Source organism: Streptomyces sp. NPDC098781 (assembly GCF_044759995.1).
GTDB lineage: Bacteria > Actinomycetota > Actinomycetes > Streptomycetales > Streptomycetaceae > Streptomyces.
This window is the reverse complement of record NZ_JBIWAK010000004.1, coordinates 717,720-737,194: the sequence shown is the minus strand read 5'-3', so window position 1 is coordinate 737,194 and position 19,475 is coordinate 717,720. Positions and strand designations below refer to the sequence as shown.

Sequence of the window (19,475 nt, the reverse complement as noted above, 5' to 3'; positions counted from 1 at the left end):
TGCGGAGCCCCAGGTGGGGGCCGATTGTCACGGTTCTGCTACTGAGATTCGGGGGGCTGCGCGGGCGGGCGGCCGCGCCGGGGAATCGGCTTGGCCTCGCCCGGCAGCCGCCCCGCCTCCGCGAGGGCGCGCCGCAGCAGGAACTCGATCTGGGCGTTGGCCGAGCGCAGTTCGTCGCCGGCCCACCGTGCGAGCGCCTCGTACACGGACGGGTCCAGCCGCAGCAGCACCTGCTTGCGCTGCTGCGGCGGCCGACGCTGGGGGGCCGAACCCCCGGAGGGGTCCGTCACTGGTAGAGCGTCCCGGTGTTGAGGACCGGCTGCGGGGCACGGTCACCGCACAGCACCACCATCAGGTTGGACACCATCGCCGCCTTCCGTTCCTCGTCCAGCTCCACGATGTCCCGCTCGGAGATCCGCGCCAGCGCCGCCTCGACCATGCCCACCGCGCCGTCGACGATCTGCCGCCGGGCCGCGACGACCGCCCCGGCCTGCTGCCGCTGGAGCATCGCGGAGGCGATCTCGGGGGCGTAGGCGAGATGCGTGAAGCGCGACTCGATGATCTGCACCCCGGCCGCCTCCACGCGCGCGTGCAGCTCGAAGGCGAGCTTCTCGGTGATTTCCTCGGCGTTCCCGCGCAGTGACAGGCCGCCCTCGTCATGGGCGTCGTACGGGTACTCGATGGCGATGTGCCGTACCGCCGCCTCGGTCTGCGTGGCCACGAACTCCAGGTAGTTGTCCACCTCGAAGGACGCCTGCGCGGTGTCCTCGACCTTCCACACCACCACCGCGGCGAGCTCGATCGGGTTGCCGTAGGCGTCGTTGACCTTCAGTACGGCGGTCTCGTGGTTGCGGACCCGGGTCGAGATCTTCGTGCGGGAGGTGAAGGGGTTCACCCAGCGCAGGCCGTCCTGGCGGATCGTCCCCCGGTACCGCCCGAAGAGCTGGACGACGCGCGCCTCGCCCGGCGCGACCATGTTCAGCCCGCACATCGCCAGGACGGCCGCGATGGCGACCACGATGCCGGTGATGATCAGCGCGGCCTTGCCGCCGGCTCCGGAGACCGCGGTGGCGCCGACGATCAGGCCCGCTCCGGCCAGCAGCCCGACCAGGCCGAGCAGCAGGGCGAGTCCGCCGCCGATGCTCTGCGCGGTGAACTCACGTACGCGCGGGGCCGGCATCTCCGGGACGTCGGGGGCGTCGGATGGGGCGTGGGTCTTGTGGTCGGACATGGGTCGTTCCCCCGTTTCTCATCGAGGCCGCGACGGCCTCGGCCTATCTCGCAACTAGCTAAGTGATATCAGATTACCCGCTCGAAGCAACCCTATGCACGCCTCAGCCGTCGGTTCCGGTGGGACAGGTGCTGATTGTCACGTCCCCAAAAGACCGGATCGACCGGCCTTTGTCACATCTTCCGGTGTTAGCTTTCTGAGCTGACCCGAGCGGCGAACCTGTGTGGCAGCAGCGCACACAAGAACGAAGCGGAGCGGAACGGACCCATGGGACGAGCGGAAGAGAGACGAGCACGGCAGCGCGGTGGCCGCCGCGCGGCGCCCCGGCGTTCGTCCGGGACGCCGTCGGACACGGGCGCCGGCGAGTCGACCACCGTCATCGGCACGCCGTCCGACGCGGTCGGCGGCCGGGCCGCGGCCCGCAGGGCGGCCAAGTCCTCGGGCAAGGGCGGCGACGGCAAGGGCCGAATACGCCGGCTCTTCACCTGGAAGAAGATCCTCGGCACGTTCCTCGGCTTCTGCCTGCTCGCCATCGGCGCCTTCATCGCGCTGTACCTCGCGGTCGACGTACCCGAGGACAACGCCGCCGCCCAGGCCGCGCAGCGCCAGAGCAACGTCTACAAGTACAGCGACGGCTCGACCCTGGCCCGCGACGGCGAGGTCAACCGCGAGATCGTGGACCTGGCCAAGGTGCCCAAGAAGGTCCAGTACACCTTCGTCGCCGCCGAGAACAAGACGTTCTACCAGGACAACGGCATCGACATGAAGGGCACCGCCCGCGGTGTGCTCAACACCCTGATGGGCAAGGGCGCGCAGGGTGGTTCGACGATCACCCAGCAGTACGTCAAGAACTACTACCTCAGCCAGGAACAGACGGTCAGCCGCAAGCTCAAGGAGATGGTCATCTCCCTGAAGGTCGACCGCCAGATGTCCAAGGACGAGATCCTCGCCGGCTACATCAACACCAGCTACTACGGCCGCGGCGCCTACGGCATCCAGGCCGCCGCCCAGGCCTACTACCGCGTCGACGCCGAGAAGCTCTCCGTCCAACAGGGCGCGTACCTCGCCGCGTTGCTCCAGGCGCCGAGCCAGTACGACTGGACGTCCGCCTCCGACGCCGGCAAGAAGCTGGTCACAGCCCGCTGGAACTACGTCCTGGACAACATGGTCGAGGAGGGCTGGCTGGACCGGTCCGAGCGCCAGGGCATGACGAATCTCCCGGAGCCGAAGGAGCCCAAGCCCACCGCCGGCCGGGAGGGTCAGAAGGGCTATCTGATCGAGCTCGCCAACCGTCAGCTGGAGGACCAGCTGATGAAGCAGCACGGCATCACGCGATCCGAGGCGGAGGCGCAGGTCGAGGACCAGGGCTGGACCATCACCCTGAACATCGACAAGAAGAAGCAGACCGAGCTGGAGAAGGCCGCCAAGGCGCAGCTGACGAGCAAGCTGGACCCGAAGAAGCGCAAGGTGGACGGGAACGTCCAGGCCGGCGCGGTCTCCGTCGACCCCAAGACGGGCAAGATCGTCGCCCTGTACGGCGGCGTGGACTACTTCAAGCACTACACGAGCAACGCCACCCGCACCGACTACCAGCCCGCCTCCACGTTCAAGCCGGTGATCCTGGCCGCCGCCCTGGAGGAGAGCGCCCAGACGCAGTCCGGCAAGCCGATCACCGCGAACACGATCTACGACGGCACCAGCAAGCGCCAGGTCGTGAACGCGAGCGGCGACAAGGCCGGCTTCGCGCCGGAGAACGAGGACGACCAGGACTACGGCGACATCACCGTCCAGACGGCGATGAACAAGTCCGTCAACTCCGTCTTCGCGCAGCTGGGCGTCGACGTCGGCATGGAGAAGGTCATGGACGTGGCCGGCAAGCTCGGTATGGACACCGAGAAGGAGCAGGCCGTCCCGGCGCAGACCCTCGGCACCATGGGCGCGAGCCCGTTGCAGATGGCCGGGGTGTACGCCACCCTCGACAACCACGGCAAGAAGGTCACGCCCGGCATCCTCAAGTCGGCCGAGCACAACAGCCGCACGGTCGACATCCCGGACCCGATCGGCGAGCAGGTCATCAGCCGTGAGGCCGCGGATTCCGTGACCTCGGTGCTGACCGGCGTGGTCGACGACGGTACGGCCCGGCAGTCCGTGGCGAACAACCCCAAGCGCGACGGTCAGAAGGTCGCCGGCAAGACCGGTACCTCCGACGACAACAAGTCGGCCTGGTTCACCGGCTACACACCCGACCTGGTCACCTCGGTGGGCCTGTTCGGCGAGGACGCGAAGACCCACGCGCAGACCAAGATGTACGGCGCCGGCGGCTTCGACCGCGTCAACGGCGGTGGCTTCCCGGCCCAGATCTGGGCGGCGTACATGTTCGGTGTGACGGCGACGGACGCCAGGTTCGACCTCGACACCGACCAGGGCGCGGCGGTCCAGCCGACGTGGACCCCGACCCCGACCGAGGAGCCGACGACTCAGGAGCCGACGGAGGAGCCGACGACCGAGGAGCCGACGGAGGAGCCGACGACCGAGGAGCCGACGGAGACCCCGACGACGGACGAGCCGACGGAGACGCCGACCACGGACGAGCCGACGGAGACCCCGACGGACGAGCCGACGGGTGACATCACCCTGGACCCGGCCAGACCCGGACTCGGGCAGTAGGAAAGCGCCCCGTCAGGGGCGCCGAAACCGCGCGTCGCCGGCCACGAAGCATCCGTGGCCGGCGACGCGCGTTCTCCCTTACGGCGACTAGCTCCGGTTCAACTCGAACCAGACGACTTTCCCGGTACTCAACCGCGTGGCCCCCCACCGCCGGGCCAACCGATTGACCAGGTACAGCCCCCGCCCACCCTCATCGGTGGCGCGAGCCTGCCGCAGCCGAGGCAGCTGCGGTACGTCGTCACCGACCTCGCAGCGCAGCACATCGGTCCGCAGCAGCCGCAACGTCACCGGCCGCGAGGCGTACCGCACCGCGTTCGTCACGACCTCGCTGACCAGCAGCTCGACCGAGTCGGTGAGTTCCTCCAGGCCCCAGCGGGCCAGCGCACGCCGGGCGAGCCGCCGGGCCCGGCCCGGTGCCGCGTCCTCCGGCTCCAGGAACCAGTACGCCACGTCGCTCGGCGCGATGCCGTCGAAGCGGGCGGCGAGCAGGGCGATGTCGTCGTCGCGGTCGCCCGGCCCCAGCATGTCGAGGACCTCGTCGCAGAGGGCTTCCAGGGGCGGCGGATGGTCCGGGCCGGTGAGCTGCGCGGTCGCGGCGAGCTTCTCGCGCAGCTGTTCTATGCCGGTCCACACATCCCGCAGACGCGACTCCACCAGCCCGTCGGTGTACAGCAGCAGGGTCGCTCCGGCGGGAGCGTCCAGCTCCACGGCCTCGAAGTCCACGCCGCCCACGCCGATCGGCGCGCCCGCGGGCACCCGCAGCACCTCCGCGCGGCCGCCCAGGTGCAGCAGCACCGGCGGCGGATGCCCCGCGTTGGCGATGGTGATGCGGTGCGAGACCGGGTCGTACACCGCGTACAGACAGGTCGCCATGCGGTCGGTGCCCAGGCGCTGGGCCTGTTCGTCGAGGTGGTGCAGGACCTCCTGCGGGGGCAGGTCGAGACCGGCGAGGGTCTGGGCCGTCGTCCGCAGCTGGCCCATGATCGCGGCCGACGTCATCGAGTGGCCCATGACGTCGCCGACCACCAGCGCCACCCGGCTGCCCGGCAGCGGGATCGCGTCGTACCAGTCGCCGCCCACCCGGGCCGTCTCGGCCGCCGGGAGATAGCGGGAGGCCAGCCGTACGCCGGTGGGGCGGGGGAGGGTCTCCGGGAGCATGGTGCGCTGGAGCTCGTCGGCGATGTACGCCTCACGGCCGTACAGCACCGCCTTGTCGATGCCGAGCGCGCTGTGCGTGGCGAGCTGGGCCGCGACCAGCAGGTCGTCGGGCTCGAAGGCGAGCCGGTCCGGGCGGCGCAGGAACACCGCGGCACCGATCACCCGGCGGCGGCCGCGCAGCGGGGCGAGGATCGCGCGCTGCCCGTCAGGGATGATCAACTCGCCGTCTTCGCCGAGGAGTTCCGGCAGGGCGGCACGAGCGGCGGGCGCGTCGGCGAAGACCGGACGTACACCGCGCAGCACCTCGGCCAGCGCGCCGCCGGGCCGTACCTCGCACAGCTCGGCCGTGACGGTGGACAGTTCGGACAGCTCGGTCGGCTCCGGCTGCTGCGCCCCCGAGGGCAGGAAACCGTCGGTGTCCCGCTCCTCCGGGATGCGGTCGGTGCGGCGCAGCCGCAGCACGACAGGGCCGGTGGGACGTTCGTCGCCGACCGGCAGCGGATCGCGCAGATAGACGAGGATCGCGTCGGAGAAGGTCGGCACGGTCGCCCGGCACAGCCCCATCACGATCTCGTCCAGGTCGATGCCGCGGGCGATCCGCCGGGTGGCGGCGCCCACGAAGCGCAGCCGGTCGCCGTCCCGCCGCATGGGCGTCGGCCGGCCGGGCTGTACGCCCTGTCCGGTGCGCCGCTCGGCGGAGGACGGCGGCTGCTCGCTGCCGGGCTGCGGCGGGATGGCCTCCGGAACGGGCCGCGGCCGGTGGGTGTCGGGCTCGGCGGCGACGGAGGGCTGGGAGTGCTCGGGGCCGTTGCCGGCGATGACTGAGGGCTCCTTGCTCGGGCCGGACGGTGCGGTGCTGCCCGGCGTGGAGGGGGTCTCTCCGGTGCGCGCCTGCGCCGGTAAGGCGCCGGCGCCTCCGGCTCCACCGCCGGCGGTGCGCGGCGGCGTGGAGTGCGCTGTCGACGGTGTCGAGGAACGCACGAGCGCCCCGCGGTCCTCCGCGGGGTCGACGCCCGCCTCGGGGCGTTCGAAGGAGGTCGGCTGCTCCGTCACGCCTTTCGAATCCATCCGTCCGGGGCCGCGCACCGCGCGCGCAGTTCGTCCCGCCGAAACTCCGATACCCGGAATACGTGCCCCAGGAACGGAATTCCGGCGTGGCCAGAGGCAGTTCCTGTGCCACCGGTGGAGCGTCCGCCGGTCCCGGCGTTGCCCTGGTAACCCTCGCTCACGTCCTGCCGCCCCTCGGTGACGATCGGTCAAGCCCGGCGCGCACTCCGGTAGTTGCCCTTGCGCGCCCTTGCGGAGGACGATCCTACGTTTGCCGCCCGGGGGCGCATCAAGGGTCTCATGAGGACATGTGCGCGGGCGTGCGATCCCAGTCCTCAGGCAAAGAAGGTACAGCCCAGGAGGGATCCGGGCGCCAGTTCTGCCAGCCGTCGGCGAACGGCGGCCCCCAGCCACGGATCACCTCCACCGCCGCCTGCCCCGCCTCGCGCACCCGCGCGGCCAGCCCTTCGTCCACCAGCCCGTCCCGCTGGGCCTGCGCGAACTCGTCCTCGTCCCGCCAGTGCCAACTGCGGTCCGGGTGCACGGAGATGTCCAGGAAGTGATCCTCGGAGTCGACCCCGCCCGTCCAACGGGCCAGCGGCTCCTCAAGATTCACGTACCAGTTCTTGAACCGCCATCCGGGCTCCCAGAAAAGCCACACCGACCAGGGCTCACCGGGCCGCGCCAGCTTGAGCACCCCGGTCCCGAACCACCGGTCGCGCTGAACGGCGCGCGGCTTGGTGTACCGCGTCGCCAGGGGTTCCTGATGCACCGCGGTCCCGTCGGCGAGCACCGGCTTGACGCACTCCGTCCCCGGCGCGAGCCATACGGCCAGAGTCTCGGAGTCGTCGCGTACGACGGTGACCGGACGCGCGATGTGGAAGCGAGGACCGCCGTTCTCCCGGTACCGCCACAGGATCTGCGTCCCGGGCGCCCAGAAACCCGTCGAACCGCCCGCTTCCACGTCCGTCGTCATCGCTCCACCGTCTGCCATGTACAGATATTAGGTGCCCAGGGCATACGACGCTGCGGCGCCCGTCACGGTTCACGCAGCCGTGATCATCGGTTACGGCCGTGTCATCCGCAGGACGTCGAGCGCCTCGTCGAGCTGCTCGATCGTGAGGTCACCGCGCTCCACATACCCCTCGTCCAGGACGACTTGGCGGATCGTCCGCCGCTCGGCGAGGGCCTTCTTGGCGACCTTGGCGGCCTCCTCGTACCCGATGTACTTGTTGAGCGGTGTGACCACGGACGGCGACGACTCGGCGTACTCCAGCGCCCGTTCGCGGTGCGCCACGATGCCGTCGACCGTGCGGTCGGCGAGCAGCCGGGAGGCGTTGGCCAGCAGCCGGATCGACTCCAGGACGTTCTTGGCGATGACCGGGAGCATGACGTTCAGCTCGAAGTTGCCGGCGGCCCCCGCGGTGGCCACGGTGGCGTCGTTGCCGACGACCTGCGCGGCGACCATCAGCACGGCTTCCGGAATGACCGGGTTGACCTTGCCCGGCATGATCGACGACCCCGGCTGGAGATCGGGGAGCGAGATCTCGGCGAGCCCGGTGCGCGGCCCGGACGACATCCACCGCAGATCGTTGGCGATCTTGGTCAGCCCGACCGCGATCGTCCTGAGCTGCCCGCTGGTCTCGACGATCCCGTCCCGGGCGCCCTGCGCCTCGAAGTGGTCCCGCGCCTCGGTGAGCGGCAGCCCGGTGGTGCGGGCGACCTCCTCGATGACGGCGGCGGAGAAGCCGGGCGGCGTGTTGATGCCGGTGCCCACCGCGGTCCCGCCGAGCGGCAGTTCGGCGAGCCGGGGCAGGGAGGCGTGCAGCCGCTCGACCCCGTACCGCACCTGGGCGGCGTATCCGCCGAACTCCTGCCCGAGCGTTACGGGCGTGGCGTCCATCAGGTGGGTCCGCCCCGACTTCACGACATCGGCGAACTCCTCGGCCTTGCGCTCCAGGGACGCGGCGAGGTGCTCCAGCGCCGGGACGAGGTCGCGGGTGACGGCGGCGGTGGCGGCGATGTGGATGGAGGAGGGAAAGACGTCGTTGGACGACTGCGAGGCGTTGACGTGGTCGTTCGGATGGACGTCCCGTCCCAGCCGCTCGCTCGCGAGGGTGGCGACGACCTCGTTGGTGTTCATGTTGGACGAGGTGCCGGACCCGGTCTGGAACACGTCCACGGGGAAGTGCTCGTCCCACCGCCCCTCGGCGACCTCACCGGCCGCCTCCTGGATCGCCTCGGCGATCTCCTGGTCGAGCACCCCGAGCCGCGCGTTCACCTCGGCGGCGGCACCCTTGATCCGGGCGAGGGCCTCGATGTGGGCCCGCTCGATGCGCTGGCCGGAGACGGGAAAGTTCTCGACGGCACGCTGGGTCTGGGCGCGCCACTTGGCGTGGGCGGGGACGCGTACTTCGCCCATGGAGTCGTGCTCGATGCGGTAGTCGCTCATACCGGTATCAGCGATCGGGGCGCTGCGGATGTTCCGCGATTGAGCCGCCTGAGCGCCCCTTTCGGGGTCGGCCCTTTCAGCCCGTCCGGCGTTTGAGGACAAGGCCCTTTCGGGGCCGACGGGGGTCCAGGGGGCGCAGCCCCTGGTGGGGCCGAGGGGGGCGAAGCCCCTCGGGATGGGACGGGTAGGGGCGGCGGGGGCGAAACCCGTCCCCGCCGCACCACAGGAACTACGCCAGCCCAGGCCCCCGCACCGGAATCGACGTGAACGTCGGCGCCGGCGCCGGGTCCTGGAAGAAGTCGTTGCCCTTGTCGTCGACCACGATGAACGCCGGGAAGTCCTCGACCTCGATCTTCCAGACGGCCTCCATGCCGAGCTCCTCGTACTCGACGACCTCGACCTTCTTGATGCAGTCCTGGGCGAGCCGCGCCGCGGGCCCGCCGATCGAGCCGAGGTAGAAGCCGCCGTGCGCATCGCACGCGTCCGTGACCTGCTTGCTCCGGTTGCCCTTCGCCAGCATCACCTTGGACCCGCCCGCCGCCTGGAACTGCTCGACGTAGGAGTCCATCCGCCCGGCGGTCGTAGGACCGAACGAACCCGACGCGTACCCCTCGGGCGTCTTCGCCGGGCCCGCGTAGTACACCGGGTGGTCCTTGAGGTACTGCGGCATCTCCTCGCCCGCGTCAAGGCGTTCCTTGATCTTGGCGTGCGCGATGTCACGGGCCACGACCAGCGGTCCGGTGAGGGACAGCCGGGTCTTCACCGGGTACTTGGTCAGCTCGGCGAGGATGTCGTCCATCGGCTGGTTGAGGTCGATCTTCACGACGTCGCCGGCCTCGTCGAGGTGCTCGTCCGTCGTCTCCGGCAGGAACCGCGCCGGGTCCGTCTCCAGCTGCTCCAGGAACACGCCCTCGGCGGTGATCTTCGCGACGGCCTGCCGGTCGGCGGAGCAGGAGACGGCGATGGCGACCGGGCAGGAGGCGCCGTGCCGCGGCAGCCGCACCACCCGAACGTCGTGGCAGAAGTACTTGCCGCCGAACTGCGCCCCGATCCCGATCTTCTGCGTCAGCTCGAAGACCTTCTCCTCCAGCTCCTTGTCCCGGAACCCGTGCCCGAGCGGCGAGCCCTCGGCGGGGATCTCGTCCAGGTAGTGGGCGGAGGCGTACTTCGCGGTCTTGAGGGCGTACTCCGCGCTCGTGCCACCCACCACGATGGCGAGGTGGTACGGCGGACAGGCGGCCGTACCCAGCGAACGGATCTTCTCCTCCAGGAACTTCATCATGGAGGCCTCGTTCAGGACGGCCTTCGTCTCCTGGTACAGGAAGGACTTGTTGGCGGACCCGCCGCCCTTCGCCATGAACAGGAACTTGTAGGCGCCGCCGTCCGTCGCGTACAGCTCGATCTGCGCCGGGAGGTTCGACCCGGTGTTCTTCTCCTCCCACATGGTGAGCGGAGCCATCTGCGAGTAGCGCAGGTTGAGGTTCAGGTACGCGTCGTAGATGCCGCGGGAGAGGGCCGCCTCGTCGCCGCCCTCGGTCAGCACGTTCTGCCCGCGCTTGCCCATCACGATCGCCGTACCGGTGTCCTGGCACATCGGCAGCACGCCCGCCGCGGCGATGTTCGCGTTCTTCAGCAGGTCGAGCGCCACGAACTTGTCGTTGCTCGACGCCTCGGGGTCGTCGATGATGCGGCGCAGCTGGGCGAGGTGGGCCGGGCGCAGATAGTGCTGGATGTCGTGGATGGCCTCCTCGGCCAGCTTGCGCAGCGCCTCCGGCTCCACCTTGAGGAACGTCCGCCCGTCGGCCTCGAAGGTGGAGACACCCTCGGAGGTCACCAGCCGGTAGGGGGTGGTGTCCTCTCCCATGGGGAGCAGATCGGTGTACGCGAACTCAGGCATCTCAGCCCATTCCTCACTCGGCAGACGACTGCCGCCTCCATTGGCGGCCTCATCAGCGTAGAACCTGTCCAAGGCCGGAAGCTTGTGAGGTAAGGCTCAGTTCGTCATCCACAGGGGTATCGCGATCTATCGTGTTTCGGTACGCTGCTGCCGTGGACCTTCAGAAGCGCCCCGCGCCCGCGCCCGCCCCAGCACCGGTCGCCGCACCGGCACCGGCAGCCGCCGCCGAGCTCCGTGCCTCCGACGCCGACCGCGACCGGGTCGCCGACATCCTGCGCGAGGCCCTCGCCGAAGGACGCCTCACCGCCGACGAGCACGCCGAGCGGGTCGAGGGTGTCCTGGCCGCGAAGACGGTCGGTGAACTGGATGTGTTCATACGGGACCTGCCGGCCGCCCACCAGCGCCGCGCACCGCATGTCCCCGCCCCCGGCCGCCCCGCCCCGGGCGCGATCCCGGCCGACCCCGATGACAACGTGGTCGCGGTGTTCAGCAGCGCCACCCGCAAGGGCCGCTGGCGCCCGGGCCGCCGTATCCACGCCTACGCGATATTCGGCAGCGTGGAGATCGACCTCACCGAGGCGCTCTTCGAGTACCAGCAGGTGGTGATCCGGGCGCTGTCGGTCTTCGGCAATGTCGAGGTCCGCGTCCCGGAGAACGTGACGCTGCGCGGCACCGGCGGCGGTGTGCTCGGCAACTTCGAGGTGGACCACGTCGACGCGGAGGACCCGGAGGCGCCGGTCGTCCATGTCGACGGCTGGGCCGTGCTCGGCAACATCGAGGGCAGGCCGAAAAGGGGCAAGCTCGTCGCGGACATACTCGACCGTGTGCACCGCAAGGTCGACAGGAGTTTGCGCAAGCACCTGGATCATTGACGGTTGTGAAGACGGCCCGTCCAGGGGCGTCCGCGAAGCCGCCGGACGGCCCCACGGCAGCGCTCGGTACCCCCCGAAATCCAGCGGTTCGGAACTGACTGCATAGGCGCGCGCACAGCGGGTAGACCTTGCTGCATCGTCTCTCGCTCGCGAAGCCGTCGTCAGGAGTAGACCGTGCTGCAACCGCCGCATTCGTCCCTGCAGGTAGCTGCCGTTCCGGCCCAGCGGGTGCCAGTGCGAGACAGGGACCAAGACGCCCCATGGCACACCGAGGCCGTGTGCCGCCGCGACGAGGCCGGCCTGTTCTTCGCCCCCTCCAAGGAGCCCACCGCCGCGCGCCTCTCCCGTGAGGAGGCGGCCAAGCGGGTCTGCGCCCGCTGCCCCGTGATGGTCGAGTGCCGCGAACACGCCCTCCTCCAGCCCGAGCCCTACGGCGTCTGGGGCGGCCTGACCGCGGCAGAACGCCGCGTGGTGCTGGCCAGGCGCCGCCGCCGCGACATGGAGCTGAAGAAGGCGGCGCGGTCGGCGAACCGGATAGCGCAAGCGGGCTAGCCGGACAGCAGAAAGGGCGCCCCCTCCGCACCGGGGGCGCCCAACGCCTTTTGCGGGCGCGGGAACTGCGCGATCAACCACCAACAACCCGTGGTCGCCGATGATCCGCAGCTCCCGAGCTGTCAGGCGCTATCTCACTTCGCCCTGTCGAAGTCGATCGCGCTGTAGGCCCGCAGCTTGCTCAGCCGGTGCTCGGAGTCGATCCGGCGCACCGTGCCCGACTTCGAGCGCATCACGATCGAGTCGGTGGTCGCGTTCTCGGACCGGTACCGCACACCCCGCAGCAGCTCACCGTCGGTGATGCCGGTCGCGACGAAGAACACGTTGTCCCCGGCGACCAGGTCGTCGGTCATCAGCACCCGGTCCAGGTCGTGCCCGGCGTCGATCGCCCGCTGCCGCTCCTCGTCGTCCTTCGGCCACAACTTGCCCTGGATCGTCCCGCCGAGGCACTTCACGGCACAGGCCGAGATGATCCCCTCCGGCGTACCGCCGACGCCGAGCAGCATGTCGACGCCGGTGCCCTCACGCAGCGCATAGATCGACCCGGCGACATCGCCGTCGGAGATCAGCTTGATGCGCGCGCCGGCGTCCCGGATCTCCTTGATGATGCCCTCGTGCCGGGGCCGGTCCAGGATGACGACGGTGACGTCCTCCGGCGAGGACCGCTTCGCCTTGGCCACCCTGCGGATGTTCACAGCCACGGGTGCGTCGATGTCGACGAAGTCGGCGGCCTCGGGGCCGGTGACCAGCTTGTCCATGTAGAACACGGCGGACGGGTCGAACATCGAGCCCCGGTCGGCGGCGGCCAGCACGGAGATCGCGTTCGGCATGCCCTTCGCGGTCAGGGTGGTCCCGTCGATCGGGTCGACCGCGATGTCGACCTCGGCCCCGGTCCCGTCGCCGACCCGCTCCCCGTTGAAGAGCATGGGCGCCTCGTCCTTCTCACCCTCGCCGATGACGACGACGCCGTTCATCGACACGGTGTGGACGAGGGTCCGCATGGCGCGCACCGCGGCGCCGTCGGCGCCGATCTTGTCGCCGCGCCCGACCCAACGGCCGGCGGCCATGGCCGCCGCCTCGGTCACGCGGACCAGTTCCAGGGCCAGGTTGCGGTCAGGGGCTTCGCTGGGTACTTCGAGCTCGGACGGCAGGTGATGATGATTCTCGGTCATCGAGACGCACCTTTCTGATACGACGACGGCCGGATGAGGGTGACGTCCCTGACTCTATCCTCGGGCGCACAGAATGAGCAGGGGGCCCCACGGATGAGCAGCCGGGGCACCTGCGACGATAGGGGGCGTGGCAGGTTCGAACGCTAAGCAGAAGTCGGTCCGCAACATGGTCCTCTCGCTCGGAGTGACCGTGCTCGCGGCGGGAGTCATCTATCTCTTCGTCCCCCATGAGGACAAGGCGCCCGACCTCCCGCGGGTCGACTACCGCGTCGAGCTGCTCACGGCCCGCCGCGCAGCGTCCTACCCGGTGGTCGCGCCCGAGGGCCTGCCCGACTCCTGGAAGGCGACCTCCGTCCGCTTCAAGGGCGCCGACTTCGACGCCTGGCATCTCGGCTTCCACCTCTCGGACGGGCAGTACGCGCAGGTCGAGCAGTCGGCCGAGAAGCCGGCGACGTTCCTGGAGAAGGCCACCCAGGGCGGGCAGGCGACCGAGGTCACGGAGAAGATCGGCGACCGGACCTGGACGCGGTACACCGGCGGCCGCTACGACGCGCTCGTGCACGAGGAGAAGGGCGCGACGACCGTGGTGGCCGGCACCGGGTCGTTCGCGCAGCTGACGGAGCTGGCGAAGGCGCTCAGGGCGGGATGACCGTACCCGTACGAGGAAGGCCCCCGGCGATCGCCGGGGGCCTTTCGCATGCGCGGTCCGGTCGGGTCAGACCGTGGTGACGACCTGGTCGAAGTCCAGGCGCGGGGAGCGCGGGTACCAGGCGTCGGCGCCCGGCTTGCCGATGTTGACGACCATCAGCGGGGTGTGGTCGTCGTCGAGGAACTCCTTGCGGACGCCCTCGAAGTCGAAACCGGTCATCGGGCCGGCGGCGAGGCCCGCGGCACGGACGCCGACGATGAAGTACGCGGCCTGGAGGGCGGCGTTCATCCCGGCGGCGCTCTCGCGGGCCGTGCGCTCGCTGAAGAAGACGTCCTTGGCCTGCGGGAAGGCCGGGAACAGGGTCGGCAGCTCCTCGTGGAACTCGTTGTCCGCGGCGAGGATCGCGACCAGCGGGGCGGTGGCCGTCTTGGCCTGGTTGCCCTCGGACATGTGCTGCACGAGACGCTCGCGGGCCTCGGCGGAGCGGACCAGGGTGATGCGCAGCGGGGTCTGGTTGAAGGCGGTCGGGCCGTACTTGACCAGGTCGTAGATCGCCTGGACCTGCTCCTCGGTCACCGGCTCGTCGGTGAAGGTGTTCGCGGTGCGGGCCTCGCGGAAGAGCAGGTCCTGGGCGGCGGGGTCAAGAACGAGAGACATGCGGGAACCTTCTCGGTCGTGCGTGTGCGTGAGCATGTGCGTGGTGCGTAAGCGGACCAGGGCCCGCTTATGGCGACGACAGTACGCGAGACAAGTTCAACGTTCAATCAAAACTGGGGCATGGTGATCCGCTTCACAACCTGATCAGGTGGAGATCAGCTGGAACGGTGCCCGCCCGGCCGGCCTACGACTCGTCCCCGGCGTTCCCCCGCGTGGCCTGCGCCTCCGCCTCGGCCTCCTCCGCGAGGGCCGCGTCCAGCCGTGCCCGCGCGCCGTCCAGCCAGCGCCGGCACACCTTGGCCAGCTCCTCACCGCGCTCCCAGAGCGCCAGGGACTCCTCCAGCGTCGTGCCGCCGGCCTCCAGCCGCCGTACGACCTCGATCAGCTCGTCCCGGGCCTGCTCGTACCCGAGCGCCTCTTCCACCTTGCTGGTCATTCGCCCACCCTATGCATCGGCCTGTGCGTCGACTCCGGCGTCGACCCGTACGGAGAACTCACCCTCGGCGACCCGCGCCCGCAGTGCCTCGTCCGCGGTCACCTCGTCGGGATCCCGGACCACATGCCCGTCGGCCCGCTGGAGCACCGCGTACCCCCGCTTCAGGGTCGCTGCGGGGGAGAGGGCCACCACGCGCGCGTGCGTGTGTGTCAGCTCGGACTCGGCGCGGTCCAGGAGGTGGCCGAGGCAGCGCCGGCCGCGGTCGAGCAGGGAGGCCACATGGTCGGCCCGCTCGTCGATCATCCGGTGCGGATCCTCTATCGACGGCCGCGCGAGAGCGTGGGCCAGCCCGCGCTCCTCCCGCTCGATGAGCGCCTCGACGCACCGCCGCGCCCGGTCGCGCAGCAGCCGTACGCGCTCGTACTCCTCCCCGACATCCGGCACGACCTTCTTCGCCGCGTCGGTCGGGGTGGAGGCCCGCAGATCGGCGACATGGTCGAGGAGGGGGTTGTCGGGCTCATGCCCGATCGCGGAGACCACCGGCGTACGGCACGAGGCGACGGCGCGCACCAACTGCTCGTCGGAGAAGGGCAGCAGATCCTCCACGCTGCCCCCGCCGCGGGCGACGATGATCACATCCACGTCGTCCATCTCGTCGAGCTCCTTGACCGCCTGTACCACCTGCGGCACGGCGTGCACGCCCTGCACCGGGACGTTGCGCACCTCGAAGCGGACGGCGGGCCAGCGGTGGCGGGCGTTCTCCAGGACGTCCCGCTCCGCCGCCGAGGCGCGTCCGCAGACGAGCCCGATGAGCTGGGGAAGAAAGGGGAGCGCCTTCTTCCGCTCCGGCGCGAAGAGCCCCTCCGCAGCCAGCGCCTTCTTCAGCATCTCCAGCCGGGCCAGGAGCTCTCCGACGCCGACGGGCTTTATCTCGGTGGCACGCAGGGAGAGCTGGCCGCGCGGGGCGTACCACTCCGGTTTGGCCAGTACGACGACGCGGGCGCCCTCGCTCACCACGTCGGAGACGGCGTCGAACACCTGCCGGTAGCAGGTCACGCTCACCGAGATGTCGTACGACGGATCCCGCAACGTCAGAAACACCACCCCGGCACCCGGCCGCCGCGACAGCTGGGTGATCTGCCCCTCGACCCACACCGCCCCGAGCCGGTCGATCCATCCCCCGATGAGCCGCGACACCTCGCCGACGGGCAGGGGGGACTCCGGGGTCGTGTTCACAGCCATGCGGCGAGCGTAGCGGCCGGTACCGACAAAACGGTTTCGTCGGCCGGGAACAGCCGTGCGGGAGTGCCCGCATGTCCGGCGACCTCGGCTTTCCCGTCCTGCGCGGCACCGACCCCGCCCTCGCGCCGAGCGCCGCGCGACGACTGGTGGCCGTGGGCGACACACGGCACGCGCGGGTGCCCGCCGACGTCGACCTGCCCTCAGCCGACGACGCGCTGCGGGCCCGTGCCCGGTGGCCCGAGGCGTGGTTCTCGACGGCCCCCAGCGGCAGATGCCACAGCTCCATGCGCACCCGGTGGGGTCGACGGGCAACGGAAGATGCTCGCCGAGCAGGCGGCGGTCGGCGAACAGCGCGGTGCCGCGGAGCCCGTCCCAGGAGAAAAGGATGACGAGGAGTACATGCTGCGTCAGGCGTCGAGGACGACTTCACGGCCCTGGCCGCAGGGCACCTGAGCCGGCCCATCGGCCGTCCGGTGCGTGGCTGACGTACACCAGCGCGACCGCGCCGTGCGACCGCGCGTCCAGCGTGCCGAACACGCCGACCGGAGCCATCGGCGCGATGAACAGCAGCCCGTGGACGACCAGGTCACGGAAGCCGAGACTGCGGCGCAGCGCCGGTCCCTCATCGGACGTAGGACCCTCCGTGCCGGTGCCGGCCATCACGCGCCCTCCGCCGCCTCGCCCGTCGTCCGGGTCCCCAACCCTCACAGCCCACCGCCAGTCTCGCCATCAACCCGTCACCCGCGCGATCTTTGCGCCCCCGAACGCACCCTTACGATGGGACGCATGACTGCTTCGCCTGGCCGCCGTGTCCTGCTCGCCGCCCCCCGTGGCTACTGCGCGGGTGTGGACCGCGCCGTGATCGCTGTCGAGAAAGCCCTGGAGCAGTACGGCGCTCCGGTGTACGTCCGGCACGAGATCGTCCACAACAAGTACGTCGTCCAGACCCTGGAGAAGAAGGGCGCCATCTTCGTCGAGCGCACGGAGGAGGTGCCGCCGGGGAACATCGTGATGTTCTCCGCGCACGGCGTCGCCCCCGTCGTCCACGAGGAGGCCGCGCGCGGCAAGCTCGCCACCATCGACGCCACCTGCCCGCTGGTCACCAAGGTGCACAAGGAAGCCGTCCGCTTCGCCAACGAGGACTACGACATCCTCCTGATCGGGCACGAGGGCCACGAGGAGGTCATCGGCACGTCCGGCGAGGCCCCCGACCACATCCAGCTCGTCGACGGTCCGGCCGACGTCGCCAAGGTCGAGGTCCGCGACGAGTCGAAGGTCGTCTGGCTCTCCCAGACCACGCTCTCCGTCGACGAGACCATGGAGACCGTCGACGCCCTGAAGGAGAAGTTCCCGCAGCTCATCTCCCCGCCCAGCGACGACATCTGCTATGCCACGCAGAACCGTCAGCTCGCGGTGAAGCAGATGGGCGCCGAGGCCGAGCTGGTCATCGTGGTCGGCTCGCGCAACTCCTCCAACTCCAAGCGGCTGGTCGAGGTCGCCAAGCTGGCCGGCTCGCGCGAGGCCTACCTCGTGGACTTCGCAGCCGAGATCGACGAGGCCTGGCTGGAGGGCGTGACCACGGTCGGCGTCACCTCCGGCGCGTCCGTCCCCGAGGTGCTCGTCGAAGAAGTCCTGGAGTGGCTCGCCCAGCGCGGCTACGGCGACGTCGAGCTGGTCAGGGCGGCCGAGGAGTCGATCACCTTCTCGCTGCCCAAGGAACTGCGCCGCGACCTGCGTGACGAGGCGGCGGCGCTGATCGCCGAGCGCACGGGGGCCGGTGACGTCGGTAACAGCGGTGACTCCGGGGAGTGACTGTCAGTCCTGCGTCGTAACGTAGAGCCATGCAGATCTTCGGCTTGGACATCGGTGGATCCGGGATCAAGGGCGCCCCGGTGGACCTGGACAGAGGTGAGCTCGCCCAGGAGCGATTCAAGGTGCTCACTCCGCACCCGGCCACACCCGACGGTGTGGCCGACGGTGTGAAGGAGGTCGTCGAGCACTACGGCTGGACCGGGCCGGTCGGGCTCACCTTTCCCGGCGTGGTCACCGGGGGCTCCACGATCCGTACGGCGGCCAACGTCGACAAGAGCTGGATCGACACGGACGCGCGCGTGTTGTTCAGCAACCGCCTCGGCGGCCACCCCGTGACCGTGGTCAACGACGCGGACGCGGCCGGCGTCGCCGAGATGCGCTTCGGCGCGGGCCGCGATCGCAAGGGCACCGTGATCCTCCTCACGTTCGGCACCGGCATCGGCAGCGCCCTGTTCGTGAACGGCACCCTCGTCCCCAACACCGAGCTGGGCCATCTCGAACTCCACGGGCACGACGCCGAGAAGCGCGCCTCCAGCAAGGTCAAGGACGACGAGGAGCTCAGCTGGGAGCACTGGGCGCACCGGGTCCGGAAGTACCTCGCCCATGTCGAGATGCTGTTCTCCCCGGAGCTGTTCATCATCGGCGGCGGGGTGAGCCGCAAGGCCCAGAAGTTCCTGCACCACATCGAGGGCATCAAGGCGGACATCGTCCCGGCGGAGCTACAGAACAACGCGGGGATCGTGGGCGCCGCGATGCACGCGGCGGAGCAGGAGGGCTAGCCCTCGCGTCGCCGAGCTCCCCCGGCGCCGGCTCACGAAGGCCGGCGCTGGGCCGCCGCCCTCCGGGCCACCAGGCGGACCCTCCGCACGATCACGACGAGACCGGCGATCAGCGTCCCCCCGTACAACCACCCGGCCTCCGTGGCGAGGGCGGTCACGAGCCCCATCAGGTGGCCGCTGATCCCTCCGCCGCCATCGGCCACCGGCAGCAGCCCCACGGCGAAGGCGATCGGCACGACCACCGGCGCGGTCAGCAGGTCGCCTTCGCGCACCCAGACGGCGGTCAGCGCACACACCGGCAGGAACAGCACGCCGAACACCGCGAGCGACGCCCCGAACAGCAGCGAGTCGAGATAGCCGAGCAGCAGCATCACGGCACCGCAGAACAGGCCGCTGCCCAGCCCGGTGAGCCGCGGATCGGGAAACCGGCGCAGGGCCGTCGGCGTGGGGGCCGGTGCGGGTCGCCGTACCGGCGCCGCCGCCCGGTCCGTCCCGCGGCGGCGCTGGGGCACGGGCCGGTCGGAGGGAAGAGGACGGGACGGCCGGGCGGATGCCGATGACCGGGACGCCCCCGACGCGCGCGCCGCCCTGGCAGCCGCCGCCGAACGGGACGCCCGGGTGGCCCAGCCGGCCCGCCCCGAACCGCTCTCCCTGGACGCGAACCCGCTCTCGCCACGCCCCGTACGACCCTCGCCCCGCTCCACACTGCCCCCGTCCGGTCGGAATCCGCCCTCGCCCGGCGCGAACCGGCGGTACCCGACACCTCGCGCCCTGTCTTCCTCCACTGGTCCAACCTAGGTCGGTTCATGCGCTGAGCCGGCCCTCGGACACGCCCAGGGGTCGACCTTGGCC

At 70.5% G+C, this 19,475-nt stretch carries 17 protein-coding genes and 1 pseudogene; 6 read left to right on the top strand and 12 right to left on the bottom strand.

The window, feature by feature from the left end; translation table 11 throughout:
- Positions 1-38: 38 nt before the first annotated feature.
- Both ACIQWG_RS20230 and ACIQWG_RS20225 read right to left on the bottom strand, forming a co-directional pair.
- Positions 39-290: a hypothetical protein gene (locus ACIQWG_RS20230; protein WP_404097428.1), complete on the bottom strand. Its 252-nt coding sequence runs from the start codon at positions 288-290 to the stop codon at positions 39-41.
- Positions 287-1,231: an SPFH domain-containing protein gene (locus tag ACIQWG_RS20225; protein ID WP_404097426.1), complete on the bottom strand. Its 945-nt coding sequence runs from the start codon at positions 1,229-1,231 to the stop codon at positions 287-289. Before ACIQWG_RS20225 ends, ACIQWG_RS20230 begins: the two co-directional genes overlap by 4 nt.
- A 267-nt stretch (positions 1,232-1,498) precedes the next feature.
- Here ACIQWG_RS20225 and ACIQWG_RS20220 point away from each other — a divergent pair, with 267 nt between their 5' ends.
- The gene (locus tag ACIQWG_RS20220; protein WP_404097423.1) at positions 1,499-3,898 is read left to right on the top strand and encodes a transglycosylase domain-containing protein; all 2,400 of its coding nucleotides are present in this window, start codon (positions 1,499-1,501) and stop codon (positions 3,896-3,898) included.
- 87 nt (positions 3,899-3,985) lie between these two features.
- Here the strand turns inward: ACIQWG_RS20220 and ACIQWG_RS20215 are convergent, their stop codons facing one another.
- The 4 genes from ACIQWG_RS20215 to ACIQWG_RS20200 all read right to left on the bottom strand — a co-directional run bounded on the left by ACIQWG_RS20215 (position 3,986) and on the right by ACIQWG_RS20200 (position 10,452).
- Positions 3,986-6,109 (bottom strand): SpoIIE family protein phosphatase, encoded by a 2,124-nt coding sequence (locus ACIQWG_RS20215; RefSeq protein WP_404097421.1) that lies wholly within the window; start codon positions 6,107-6,109, stop codon positions 3,986-3,988.
- A gap of 292 nt (positions 6,110-6,401) precedes the next feature.
- Complete coding sequence (locus ACIQWG_RS20210; RefSeq protein WP_404097418.1) at positions 6,402-7,097, bottom strand: DUF402 domain-containing protein; 696 nt, start codon at positions 7,095-7,097, stop codon at positions 6,402-6,404.
- Between the two features lie 72 nt (positions 7,098-7,169).
- On the bottom strand, positions 7,170-8,555 hold the full coding sequence (locus tag ACIQWG_RS20205; RefSeq protein WP_404097416.1) for a class II fumarate hydratase: 1,386 nt from the start codon (positions 8,553-8,555) through the stop codon (positions 7,170-7,172).
- 229 nt (positions 8,556-8,784) lie between these two features.
- Positions 8,785-10,452 (bottom strand): fumarate hydratase, encoded by a 1,668-nt coding sequence (locus ACIQWG_RS20200; RefSeq protein ID WP_404097413.1) that lies wholly within the window; start codon positions 10,450-10,452, stop codon positions 8,785-8,787.
- A gap of 152 nt (positions 10,453-10,604) precedes the next feature.
- Here ACIQWG_RS20200 and ACIQWG_RS20195 point away from each other — a divergent pair, with 152 nt between their 5' ends.
- Complete coding sequence (locus tag ACIQWG_RS20195; protein WP_404097410.1) at positions 10,605-11,324, top strand: DUF1707 domain-containing protein; 720 nt, start codon at positions 10,605-10,607, stop codon at positions 11,322-11,324.
- A gap of 174 nt (positions 11,325-11,498) precedes the next feature.
- Positions 11,499-11,876: a WhiB family transcriptional regulator gene (locus ACIQWG_RS20190; protein ID WP_404097408.1), complete on the top strand. Its 378-nt coding sequence runs from the start codon at positions 11,499-11,501 to the stop codon at positions 11,874-11,876.
- Positions 11,877-12,010: 134 nt separating this feature from the next.
- On the opposite strand, the gene glpX is transcribed toward ACIQWG_RS20190, so the two are convergent.
- Complete coding sequence (glpX, locus tag ACIQWG_RS20185; RefSeq protein WP_404097406.1) at positions 12,011-13,048, bottom strand: class II fructose-bisphosphatase; 1,038 nt, start codon at positions 13,046-13,048, stop codon at positions 12,011-12,013.
- Positions 13,049-13,175: 127 nt separating this feature from the next.
- Between glpX and ACIQWG_RS20180 the strand changes: the two genes are divergently transcribed.
- On the top strand, positions 13,176-13,697 hold the full coding sequence (locus ACIQWG_RS20180; protein WP_404097403.1) for a DUF4245 domain-containing protein: 522 nt from the start codon (positions 13,176-13,178) through the stop codon (positions 13,695-13,697).
- 66 nt (positions 13,698-13,763) lie between these two features.
- Here ACIQWG_RS20180 and ACIQWG_RS20175 read toward each other — a convergent pair whose 3' ends face one another.
- The 4 genes and pseudogenes from ACIQWG_RS20175 to ACIQWG_RS20160 all read right to left on the bottom strand — a co-directional run.
- Positions 13,764-14,354, bottom strand: a complete 591-nt coding sequence (locus tag ACIQWG_RS20175; protein ID WP_404097401.1) for a malonic semialdehyde reductase — start codon at positions 14,352-14,354, stop codon at positions 13,764-13,766.
- 184 nt (positions 14,355-14,538) lie between these two features.
- Entirely contained in the window at positions 14,539-14,790 is a 252-nt protein-coding gene (locus tag ACIQWG_RS20170) for an exodeoxyribonuclease VII small subunit (RefSeq protein ID WP_404097399.1), read from the bottom strand.
- 9 nt (positions 14,791-14,799) lie between these two features.
- Complete coding sequence (xseA, locus tag ACIQWG_RS20165) at positions 14,800-16,032, bottom strand: exodeoxyribonuclease VII large subunit (RefSeq protein WP_404097396.1); 1,233 nt, start codon at positions 16,030-16,032, stop codon at positions 14,800-14,802.
- 483 nt (positions 16,033-16,515) lie between these two features.
- Positions 16,516-16,692, bottom strand: a pseudogene (locus ACIQWG_RS20160) (amino acid permease); the annotation flags it as partial.
- 117 nt (positions 16,693-16,809) lie between these two features.
- On the opposite strand from ACIQWG_RS20160, the gene ACIQWG_RS20155 reads away from it, so the two are divergent.
- Together ACIQWG_RS20155 and ppgK are read left to right on the top strand one after the other, a co-directional pair.
- The gene (locus tag ACIQWG_RS20155) at positions 16,810-17,844 is read left to right on the top strand and encodes a 4-hydroxy-3-methylbut-2-enyl diphosphate reductase (RefSeq protein ID WP_404097394.1); all 1,035 of its coding nucleotides are present in this window, start codon (positions 16,810-16,812) and stop codon (positions 17,842-17,844) included.
- A gap of 29 nt (positions 17,845-17,873) precedes the next feature.
- Positions 17,874-18,623 (top strand): polyphosphate--glucose phosphotransferase, encoded by a 750-nt coding sequence (ppgK, locus tag ACIQWG_RS20150; protein WP_404097392.1) that lies wholly within the window; start codon positions 17,874-17,876, stop codon positions 18,621-18,623.
- A gap of 32 nt (positions 18,624-18,655) precedes the next feature.
- Here ppgK and ACIQWG_RS20145 read toward each other — a convergent pair whose 3' ends face one another.
- Positions 18,656-19,135 (bottom strand): DUF6542 domain-containing protein, encoded by a 480-nt coding sequence (locus ACIQWG_RS20145; RefSeq protein ID WP_404097390.1) that lies wholly within the window; start codon positions 19,133-19,135, stop codon positions 18,656-18,658.
- Positions 19,136-19,475: the final 340 nt, after the last annotated feature.

Bases quoted from the DNA above. Each gene is read 5' to 3' on its own strand.
- ACIQWG_RS20225 (WP_404097426.1), bottom strand. From the start codon at position 1,231: ATGTCCGACCACAAGACCCACGCCCCATCCGACGCCCCCGACGTCCCG.
- ACIQWG_RS20220 (WP_404097423.1), top strand. From the start codon at position 1,499: ATGGGACGAGCGGAAGAGAGACGAGCACGGCAGCGCGGTGGCCGCCGC.
- ACIQWG_RS20210 (WP_404097418.1), bottom strand. From the start codon at position 7,097: ATGGCAGACGGTGGAGCGATGACGACGGACGTGGAAGCGGGCGGTTCG.
- ACIQWG_RS20205 (WP_404097416.1), bottom strand. From the start codon at position 8,555: ATGAGCGACTACCGCATCGAGCACGACTCCATGGGCGAAGTACGCGTC.
- ACIQWG_RS20200 (WP_404097413.1), bottom strand. From the start codon at position 10,452: ATGCCTGAGTTCGCGTACACCGATCTGCTCCCCATGGGAGAGGACACC.
- glpX (WP_404097406.1), bottom strand. From the start codon at position 13,048: ATGACCGAGAATCATCATCACCTGCCGTCCGAGCTCGAAGTACCCAGC.
- ACIQWG_RS20175 (WP_404097401.1), bottom strand. From the start codon at position 14,354: ATGTCTCTCGTTCTTGACCCCGCCGCCCAGGACCTGCTCTTCCGCGAG.
- ACIQWG_RS20170 (WP_404097399.1), bottom strand. From the start codon at position 14,790: ATGACCAGCAAGGTGGAAGAGGCGCTCGGGTACGAGCAGGCCCGGGAC.
- xseA (WP_404097396.1), bottom strand. From the start codon at position 16,032: ATGGCTGTGAACACGACCCCGGAGTCCCCCCTGCCCGTCGGCGAGGTG.
- ACIQWG_RS20155 (WP_404097394.1), top strand. From the start codon at position 16,810: ATGGGACGCATGACTGCTTCGCCTGGCCGCCGTGTCCTGCTCGCCGCC.
- ppgK (WP_404097392.1), top strand. From the start codon at position 17,874: ATGCAGATCTTCGGCTTGGACATCGGTGGATCCGGGATCAAGGGCGCC.